Source organism: [Mycobacterium] fortunisiensis, from assembly GCF_019050325.1.
GTDB classification, from domain to species: domain Bacteria; phylum Actinomycetota; class Actinomycetes; order Mycobacteriales; family Mycobacteriaceae; genus Mycobacterium; species Mycobacterium fortunisiensis.
Map to the genome: position 1 here is coordinate 187,639 of NZ_VOMB01000005.1, position 9,203 is coordinate 196,841.

The window sequence follows — 9,203 nt, forward strand, 5'->3', positions numbered from 1 at the left end:
GCTGTGCCGGAACGGCGTCTACCGGAGTTGCCGGATGGTTGCATGGTTGACATGGGAGTGAGCCGGACTCGTGACCGCTTCGTTTCACACCGGCGGCGTCGCTTTGCGGAGGGCACCGGGCCGCACCGGGCTACTTCGTGAGGAGCTGCGATTCCGGCAAATCTCACTGGCCGAGCTGGACCAGGATCCCTTTGGCCACAAGCTGATCAAAGCTGTAGCTGAACTCACCGCGCCGTCCGATGGACAACACGTAACGATCCTCGCCCTCGGTGACCGGCACGGTGAAGGTGAAGGTGCAGGTGGTGCTGTCCCCCTTGCCGGGCCCCAGGGCGGCGCCGACCAGTACGTCGCCGTGACCGTTCTTGACCGTGACGGGGGTGCCCGGGTTGACGTCGGAATAGCCGTTTGCGCCTTGACAGCTCGTCCCGTCGGCCATGATGCCGTCGACACCGACATTGTCGACGAGCACGAAAGTTCCCGTCACCTTCACCTTTTCGAGGACGCGGAAACCTTGCGCGAAATGCGGGCAGAACGCGTCCACGGCGATCTTGTCGGCCGGAAGGCCCTGCTGGGGATCGCCGTCCTCCAGTTGCCGGCACACCTGCCGCCCGTGGGCGACGGCGTTGACATCCGAGTTGAACTCATCGCTGAGACCGGCATCTCTCAGCGCGGACAGATAGCCGGCTTCCGGCGGCGGTGGTGGCCGGCGACCGGCCACCAGCAGCACCCATACCACCGCGGCGGTCAGCACGATGATCACCGCGGCCGCGGTGGTTCCCAGCCAGGTGGACCGAATGCCCGCACTCGGCAGTTCGAGGTAGTCCGGCAGCATCTGACCGCCCACCGGATCGCTGGAGGTGGACCTGCCGTCGCGGACCCGGTTGGTCGGATGCCCGGTGACGAAGTAACGACCTTCGTGCCGCGCCGTCGGGTCCGGGCGCCAGCCCGTCGAGACCGAGCCGTGCACCTGCCCGCACCGGCTGCAGGTGCCGGTTGCGTCGAGCCCCGAGCCGCAGTACGGGCACGTCATGGTGGCGCCATCGGTCATCACTACCCGTTATATGCCGGACCGACGCACCGCACAGCGGGCCGGTCAAATTGGCTCGGGAACCAGATGCTGGGCAGCTGCCCAACCCCGCGCGCGGGCGGCGGACGGTGCCCTATACCGTGCTTGCCATGACACGGGTGACAGTGATCACAGGCGGTGCGGGTGGCATGGGGCAGGCGACGGCCAAGGTTGTCGGCCAGGACCAGGCGGTGCTGCTCGCCGACGTCCGCCAGGAACGTCTGGACGCCGCGGCCGCGACGCTGAGTGAGCTGGGTATCGCGGTCACCACGGTGAACGCCGACGTCACGGACCGAGAGGCCGTCGACGGGCTGTTGAAGACGGCGGCTGAGGTGGGCGCCATCGCCGCGGTCATCCACGCCGCCGGGGTCAGCCCCAGCATGGGCGACGCCGAATACGTGATGAGAACCAACGCGCTGGGCACGCTGCACGTCAACGAGGCGTTCTTCGCGACGGCCCCGGAGGGCGCGGCGATCGTCAACGTCGCCTCGATGGCCGCGCACCTGCTGCCCGAGGAGATCATCCCGACGCAGCACTTTCCCCTGGCGCTGCAGGATCAGGACCGGTTCCTCACCGAGATGCTGGCCGCGTGCACACTCGCGCCGGAAGAGATGAGATCCGGTCTGGCCTATGCCATCAGCAAGGCCTTCGTGAAGTGGTACAGCTCGTCGCAGGCCGAGCGGTTCAACGGCCGTGGGCTGCGGATCGTCTCGGTTTCGCCGGGCTCGATCGACACCGAGATGGGCCGCCTGGAGGAGCAGGCCGGCGCGGGCGCGATGGTGGCTGACGCCGCGGTTCCGCGCTGGGGCAAGCCCGAGGAGATGGCCGATCTGCTGGCTTACTGCGCAAGCGACCGGGCGGGCTACCTGACCGGCACCGACATCCTCAACGACGGTGGAGTGGTCGCCTCGATGCGGGAGCGGGCCCGGCTGAGTCAGGCGAACTCCAGCAGCGTGTAGGCGCCGCGCACCTGCCTGGTGGGCTTGAACTGCCAGAACGCCGGGAACACCGTGCCGAAAAACCAACCGCGCCCGGCGGGCATCGGCAGGTCGTGAACGGCCGTGATGCCGGGCACGGTCCGGGCCAGGTCCGCCAGTTGTGCCGGGGACAGACTGAACGGCATCGGTGGCACCCGATAGTGCCTGGACGAGCGCACCCCCTTGGGGGCGAACCGCTTCACCAGCGTCGGCGGTAGGTCGAAGATCATCTGACCGCCGGGAAAGCGCTTGGCGCACTCGGCAATCAAGTCCATCGCAGCGTCGGGCTGAAGGTACATCAGGAGCCCTTCGGCGGTGATGAACACGCCATGGCTGGTATCGACCGCGTCCATCCAGCTGTGGTCCAGCGCCGACTGGGCGCGGGTGGCGATCCGTTCGGAAGAGGGCAGCAGCCGTTCACGAAGTTCGATGATGGGCGCGAAATCCACAGTGAGCCAACGAAACCGGGCGTCAGGCAGGGTGGCGTCGAGCCGCCAGAAGCTGGTTTGCAGGCCTTCGGCCAGCGCCACCACGGTGGCCGCGGGATGATCGGTCAGATACCTTCTGGCGGCGCTGTCGAAGGCCAGCGAGCGCAGCGCCATCTCCTGGCCCTTGCGTCGGCCGAACTTGTCGAAGTCGAAGTCGATCGCCTCGGCCACGCGGATGGCCAGCGGGTCGTCGATGATCGCCGCGGGGTGACGCGCCTGGTGGGCCCGGCCGTTGAGGGTCAGCAGCGCAGTCTCGGACACGCCGGTCAGGGAACTGGCGTCGACTCGGCCGTCTTCGGGGTGTTGCACCGCCACCAACCTACCCATGCTCAGCCACTCAAGGCCTGCGGGGACAGTTCCTTGAGCATGGCATTGGCCCACCGCATCTGCCGCAGCGTCTGTGGGTGGCAGCGCTTGGTCAGCGCGAGCAGTTCATGGTCCTTGGTGGCCTGCGCGCCTTGGCCGAGCAGCTCCCAGTCCAACGACACCCCGGCCGCCGAGCGGTGGATGCGCCGCAGGTCGGCCAACAGCAGCAGCGCCGGTTCCGGTCGGTGGCGCACTGCGGCGCTGAGCCACTGCTGGATCCAACCGCGCAGCCGCCGCCGGCGGGGACGACGGGACAGGTGCAGGCCGTAGTGGCGGCCGTGTTCGGCCAGGACGTCGACGTGCTCGTCTGACCAGCGGGACAGATCCTCGGCGAGGTGGGCGATGTCCTGATCGCTGTGGTGGCGGGCCGCGACGGTCCGCAGTTCGCGGGCCAGTGCGCATTCGCTGCGGTGCAGTTCGGCCAGCGCCAGCGCAACCTTGCTCATGGCTCCTCCGGCTCCTCGGTGACCTCGGTGACCTCGGTGGTGATGCCGCCGGAGGTGGCGGGTACGCCTGAGGTGATCGGGGCCGACGCCGCCGTCGTCGGGGCCGGGGCGGGTCCGCGGCCAGGTTCCACGCGCCGCAGTCGCGCCGCGGCGGTCTTGAAGATCGGTTGCTTGGACACCGGATCCCAGTCAGTCAGCGTGAGTTCGTTGGCGGCTCGGTGGTGGGCATCGCCGGGGGAATCCGAGGTGTCCCAGTAGCCGTAGTGGAACGGCAGGAACACCACACCGGGCCTGATCCCGGTGATCCGGGCGGCGGCGAGGACACTTCCGCGCGGGGTACGCACCTCGACGAGATCGCCTTCACCGACACCGGTTTGGCGCGCCTCGGTTTCGGAGATCTCCACCCACACCTGCGGCGCCGCGGCGTCGAGCTGGGGTGCCCGACCGGTTTTGGTTCGGGTGTGGAAGTGGAAGACGGTGCGTCCGGTGATCAGCACCAGTGGGTAGGCGCGCGACGGCGGTTCGTGGGGCGGCACGTATTCGGCAGCCTTGATGATGGCGCGCCCGTGGGGATTCAGTGCCCGGTACTCCGTCGGCTCCACGGGTGCGCCGGTGATCAGGTCCTTGCCGTAGGCCTCGCAGTAATCGGGTTGTGCCCAGAACCGGCCGTCGCTGTAGAGACGTTCGGTCCCGTCGGGATTTGCGGTGTTACACGGCCATTGGATGCCGCTGCTGCCGCGCAGCTTGTCGTAGCTCAGCCCGGTGTAGTCGCACGGCCGCCCGGCAGTGCACCGTTTCCAGGCCTCGAACGCTTCCTCGGCGGTACTCCACGTTGGTAGCGGGTGCCCATCGCGATCCCGGAAGTCCATCCGCCGGGCGTAGTCCAGGAAGATGTCGAGATCCGGTCGCGCCTGCCCGGGCGGATCGACGGCTTTCTCGGAAAGGTGCACAGTGCGATCGGCGTTGGTGAACGTCCCGGTCTTCTCTGCCCACGCGGCGGCCGGCAGCACCACGTCGGCCAGCTCGGCGGTCTCGGTCAGAAAGATATCCTCGACCACCAGGAACAGCCGTTCCTGCGCCAGGATGTGGCGGATCCGGGCCAGATCCGGCAGCGAGACCGCCGGGTTGGTGGCGGTGACCCACAGCATCCGCAGGCTGCCCTCTTCGGCGTAGCGCAGCATCTGCATGCAGTGCGTCGGCGGCCCGTAGTGGGGGATCTGCATCGGGTCGAGGTGCCACAGCTCGGCGAGCTCCCGGATGTGGGAATCGTTGGCCCAGTTGCGGAATCCGGCGAGATCCCCGTCGGCGCCGCACTCGCGGGTGTTTTCCGCGGTGGGCTGCCCGTTCATCTGCAGCACACCGCATCCGGGTTTGCCGAGCTGTCCGCGCACCAGGTGGATGTTGTTGACCTGCACGGCCGCCGCGGTGGCCTGGTGCGACTGGTAGAACCCCTGCAGCACCGTAGACAGCAGCCGCCCGGACGTGCCGAGAATCTCGGCGGCCTCCCGTAGCCGTGCCGGTTCGATCCGGCAGATCTCGGCGGCCCGCTCCGGGGGGAACTGGGCCACCCGCTCGGCCAGCTCGTCGAAGCCGACGGTGTGGGCGTCGACGTAGTCGTGGTCCACCCAGTCGTGGTCGAGTATCTCGTGGAGCAGCCCGTTCATCAGCGCGACGTTGGTGCCGGGCAGCGGCGCCAGATGCACGGTGGCGTGGCCGGCGACCGGGGTGGGGCGCGGGTCCACGCACACGATGGCCGGCGGATCGGGCCCGGCCAGTCTGTCGAGCATGCGCATCCACAGCACCGTCTGGGTCTCGGCCACGTTGTGGCCGTACAGGGCGATTGCGTCGCAATGGTCGACGTCGGTGTAGGAACCCGGTTGCCCATCGCAGCCGAACGACTCCTTGAGCGCTTCACCGGCGGTCGCCGTGCACAGCCGGGTGTTCCCGTCGACGTGATTGGTGCCGATCGCGCCGTGCGCGATGACGCCCTGGGTGTAGTACTCCTCGCTGAACAGCTGACCAGAGGTGTAGAAGCCGATCGAATTCGGACCGTGATCGGCCAGCAGCGTTTTGGTCTGCGCCACGATCCGGTCCATCGCGGTGTCCCAGTCGGTCTCGACCAGTGTGCCGTCGCGGCGAATCAGCGGAGTCGTCAACCGGTCGGGTGAGCTGTTGGCCTGCCAGCCGAAAAGGTCCTTGGGATCCACTCGGCCGTGGTTGACGCGGTCCGTGCGCCGCCCGCGCACGCCGACGATGCGGCCGCCCTTGACGGCGATGTCCACCCCGTCGCCGTTGGAGTGCAGCACGGCCGCTGTGGGCACCCACCGGTCCACCTGTTCGGCGGACAGGCCATCATGGAGGTAGCTGTCCACCCGATGCGGCCACGGTTCACCCCGTCCGTAGGGGGTTCGGGTGCCCCATGGATCTGCAATCCGATCGCTCACCGCGAACAGATACCCGGTGTGATCCGTGCCTAACCACGGCACCGGGACTGCGCGCCGCGCCGGATTCGGGTACATCTCGAGGGGTGGGGAGATCGACGGGCCGGGGAACCCGTTTCGCGCTCAATGTCGACGAAACCGTAAGGAAGGCAATGTGATTGGCACCTTGGCTCAACCCGGCAGCAATGCAACGGGGCCACGGCTGGCCCGTCGGGCCGCGTTCAAGGTGCCGTTGCTGGTGATGGGTGCGACCGGCCTGGCCAGGGCACCACGGGCCCAGGCCCGGACCGGGCGCTGGTCACCCGAGCGGGCCCACTCCTGGTACCGCGAGCACGGTTGGCTGGTCGGCGCCAATTTCATTCCGTCCAATGCCGGCAACCAACTGGAGATGTTCCAGCGGTCCACCTACGACCCACAGCGGATCGACAGCGAATTGCGCCTCGCCCGCCTGGCCGGCTTCAACACGGTGCGGGTGTTCCTGCACGACCAGTTGTGGGCCCAGGACCACGTGGGATTCCAGAATCGGCTGGCGCAGTTCGTCGGCCTGGCCGCCAGCCACGGCATCAAACCGCTGTTCGTCCTGTTCGACTCGTGTTGGGATCCGTTTCCGCGGTTGGGTCGGCAGCGTCGGCCCCGGCCCGGGATCCACAACTCGGTGTGGGTCCAGAGTCCGGGGGCGCAGAACCTGGACAGCCGGCGTTACCGGCGGACCCTGCGCGATTACGTGATCGGGGTGATCACCCAGTTCCGCAAAGACGACCGGGTCCTGGGCTGGGACCTGTGGAACGAACCGGACAATCCGGCCGCGACCTACAGCGAGGTGGAACGGCAGGACAAGGTCGCTGTGGTCGAGCGGCTACTGCCGCAGGTCTTCGGCTGGGCCAGACTGGTCGACCCGATACAGCCGTTGACCAGCGGGGTGTGGGACGGGCCGTGGGCCGACCCGGTGAAGCGCAGTGCGATGGCGGCGATCCAGCTCGACCTCTCGGATGTGCTCACCTTCCACAGCTATGACCATCCGGAGGGGTTCGAGGCCCGGATCGCCGAGCTGGCCCCGATGGGTCGTCCCATCCTGTGCACCGAATACCTGGCCCGTGGCGAGGGCAGCACCATCGAGGGCGTGCTGCCGATCGCCAAACGGCACAACGTCGGTGCCTACACCTGGGGCCTGGTGGCCGGCAAGACCCAGACCTACCTGCCGTGGGATTCCTGGGATCGGCCCTATCGGAACCCGCCGCCGGTGTGGTTCCACGACCTGTTTCACACCGACGGCCGGCCGTATCGGGAGGGCGAGATCCGCACGATCCGGGAGCTGACCGGCCGCCCCTATCCGTGACCGTTCAGCGCCCGGCCATGCGGCTGACGTCGACGACGGCGGCGGCGAACTGCTCGGGCGCCTCCTGCGGCACGTTGTGGCCGATGCCGTCGAGCACACGGTGTTCGTACGGGCCGGTGTAGAGCGCGCGATAGCCCGCGCCGTCCTTGGCCGGCCCGTCGAAGTCGGACCCGAGCGTGATGGTCGGCACGGTGACGGGCGGCTTGCCGGCCAACCGGGCCTCGTCGGCGTCGAAGCGGGCCTCACCCGGCGCCAGCCTGAGCCGCCACCGGTAGTTGTGCACCACGATGTCGACGTGGTCGGGGTTGTCGAACGCCGCGGCTGACAAGTCATAGGTGGCGTCGTCGAAATGCCACAGCGGTGAGGCCTTGGTCCAGATCAACCGGTTGAATTCGGCCGTGTGCTCGCGGTAGCCCAGCTCACCGCGCGGGGTGGCGAAGTAGTACTGGTACCACCAGCCCAATTCGGCCTCGGGCGACAGCGGCTGCAGGTTGGTGGCCAGGTTGACGGTGATGTAGCCGCTGACCGCCACCAGTCCGGTGCAGCGCTGTGGCCACAGTGCGGCCACGTTGTTGGCGGTGCGCCCACCCCAGTCGTAGCCACCGAGGACGGCCTGGGGAATGTCGAGCGCGTCCATCAACGCCAGGACGTCGTGCGCCTGCGCCGCCTGCTGTCCGTTGCGCACGGTATCGGCCGAGCGGAACCGGGTGGACCCGAACCCACGCAGGTAGGGCACGATCACCCGGAAGCCTTTCTGGGCGAGCAGCGCCGAGGCGTCGGCGTAGCTGTGGATGTCGTAGGGCCAACCGTGCAGCAGGATCACCGGCTGACCATCGGCCGGGCCGGCTTCGGTGTAACCGACATTGAGCTCACCGGCGTCGATCTGCTTGACCGGGTTCATCCGGTGCCCCGGCCTGGCGGGCGGCCCGGCCGGGGCCGCGGGGGTGGGTGACGTGCCACAGGCCGCAAGGGTTGCCGCGCCGGCGGCGACCGCCGTGAGGAAGCCGAAATTCCTTCTGCTCAAACCATTCACCGACCCATCTCACCCTGGATCTGCTCATCACGTCCAACGATTTGATGTGATGAAACCAATCTCTGTTTTAGATAGGTTGGTCAGGTGGAGCTACGTCAGATCGAGCATTTCATCGCGGTGGCCGGCGAGATGAGCTTCACCCGCGCCGCCGAGCGAGCGCATGTCGTGCAATCGGCGCTGTCGGCCTCGGTCGCCAAGCTCGAGCGCGAACTCGGGGTGGCGTTGTTCGACCGGTCGCGGCAGCGGATCAGCCTGACCGCGGCGGGGGAAGCCTTCCGGCCGCACGCCTACGAGGTGTTGCATGCCGCCCGCACCGCAGCCGAATCTGCCAGTCAGTTTCGTGGATCGCTCATGGGCACCGTCGAATTCGGCTCACTCATCTCCTACGGCCCGGTGGATGTGGCCGGAGCCCTCGGCGACTTCCACCGGGCCCACCCGCACGTCCGGTTGCGGTTGTGGCTGAGCCAGTCCGGTGCCTCGGCCTACCTGTCCGCACTCCTGGAGGGCTCGCTGGACCTGGCCCTGGTGTCACTGCCCAATCGGTTCCCGGCCGGCCTCGACATGACGTTGTTGTTCGAGGAGCCGATGGTGTTCGTCTGCCGGGACGACCATCCGCTGGCACGCCGGCGGCGAATCGATCTCGGGGACCTGGACGGCGAGGATCTCGTCGGGTTTCCACCGGAATTCGGCCTGCGTCACCTGATGGATGAGGCTTTCCACCGCGCCGGTGTGGAACCGCGGACGCAATATGAGGTTCCGGCCGGATTCGCCGTGATCGCCGAGCTCGTCAACAACGGACTGGGCACCGCGTTCATGCCCGCTTCCGAAGCGCGGCGGTTCGGCGAGTTACGGACTGTGCCACTGCAGGACCCGGCAGTGTGGCAGGTGTACCTGGCCGCACCGCCGGTCGAGCGGATGACGCCGGCGGCGGCGCGGCTGGCCGAAACCTTGCTCGCCGCTGCGGATTAACCCCCTTTCCTCAGAATGGTGGGGGTGGTGCGTAGTGTTCGGCGATCCAGGCTTGGTAGTCGTGTTCGACTTCGAGGGCGG

At 68.0% G+C, this 9,203-nt stretch carries 8 protein-coding genes; 3 read left to right on the forward strand and 5 right to left on the reverse strand.

What is annotated here, in order from left to right; translation table 11 throughout:
- Window positions 1-163: 163 nt before the first annotated feature.
- On the reverse strand, window positions 164-1,048 hold the full coding sequence (locus FR943_RS04410) for a DUF732 domain-containing protein (RefSeq protein ID WP_246584827.1): 885 nt from the start codon (window positions 1,046-1,048) through the stop codon (window positions 164-166).
- Window positions 1,049-1,176: 128 nt separating this feature from the next.
- Between FR943_RS04410 and FR943_RS04415 the strand changes: the two genes are divergently transcribed.
- Window positions 1,177-2,025 carry an SDR family oxidoreductase gene (locus FR943_RS04415; RefSeq protein ID WP_217155120.1) on the forward strand — a complete coding sequence of 283 codons (849 nt, stop codon included), beginning with the start codon at window positions 1,177-1,179 and terminating at the stop codon, window positions 2,023-2,025.
- Here the strand turns inward: FR943_RS04415 and FR943_RS04420 are convergent.
- Genes FR943_RS04420 through FR943_RS04430 form a run of 3 tightly spaced genes read right to left on the reverse strand, consistent with a single transcriptional unit; the run spans window position 2,001 to window position 5,787 of the window.
- Window positions 2,001-2,840 (reverse strand): class I SAM-dependent methyltransferase, encoded by an 840-nt coding sequence (locus tag FR943_RS04420; protein WP_308170458.1) that lies wholly within the window; start codon window positions 2,838-2,840, stop codon window positions 2,001-2,003. The genes FR943_RS04415 and FR943_RS04420 overlap by 25 nt on opposite strands.
- Before the next feature lie 20 nt (window positions 2,841-2,860).
- Entirely contained in the window at window positions 2,861-3,343 is a 483-nt protein-coding gene (locus FR943_RS04425) for a hypothetical protein (RefSeq protein WP_217155122.1), read from the reverse strand.
- Window positions 3,340-5,787: a molybdopterin oxidoreductase family protein gene (locus FR943_RS04430; RefSeq protein ID WP_308170459.1), complete on the reverse strand. Its 2,448-nt coding sequence runs from the start codon at window positions 5,785-5,787 to the stop codon at window positions 3,340-3,342. The genes FR943_RS04425 and FR943_RS04430 overlap by 4 nt, the downstream gene beginning before the upstream one ends.
- A 199-nt stretch (window positions 5,788-5,986) precedes the next feature.
- Here FR943_RS04430 and FR943_RS04435 point away from each other — a divergent pair, with 199 nt between their 5' ends.
- The gene (locus FR943_RS04435) at window positions 5,987-7,120 is read left to right on the forward strand and encodes a glycoside hydrolase 5 family protein (RefSeq protein WP_217155148.1); all 1,134 of its coding nucleotides are present in this window, start codon (window positions 5,987-5,989) and stop codon (window positions 7,118-7,120) included.
- 4 nt (window positions 7,121-7,124) lie between these two features.
- Here FR943_RS04435 and FR943_RS04440 read toward each other — a convergent pair whose 3' ends face one another.
- Window positions 7,125-8,153: an alpha/beta fold hydrolase gene (locus FR943_RS04440; protein ID WP_217155124.1), complete on the reverse strand. Its 1,029-nt coding sequence runs from the start codon at window positions 8,151-8,153 to the stop codon at window positions 7,125-7,127.
- 84 nt (window positions 8,154-8,237) lie between these two features.
- On the opposite strand from FR943_RS04440, the gene FR943_RS04445 reads away from it, so the two are divergent.
- Complete coding sequence (locus FR943_RS04445; protein ID WP_217155125.1) at window positions 8,238-9,122, forward strand: LysR family transcriptional regulator; 885 nt, start codon at window positions 8,238-8,240, stop codon at window positions 9,120-9,122.
- The last annotated feature ends 81 nt before the right edge of the window (window positions 9,123-9,203 follow it).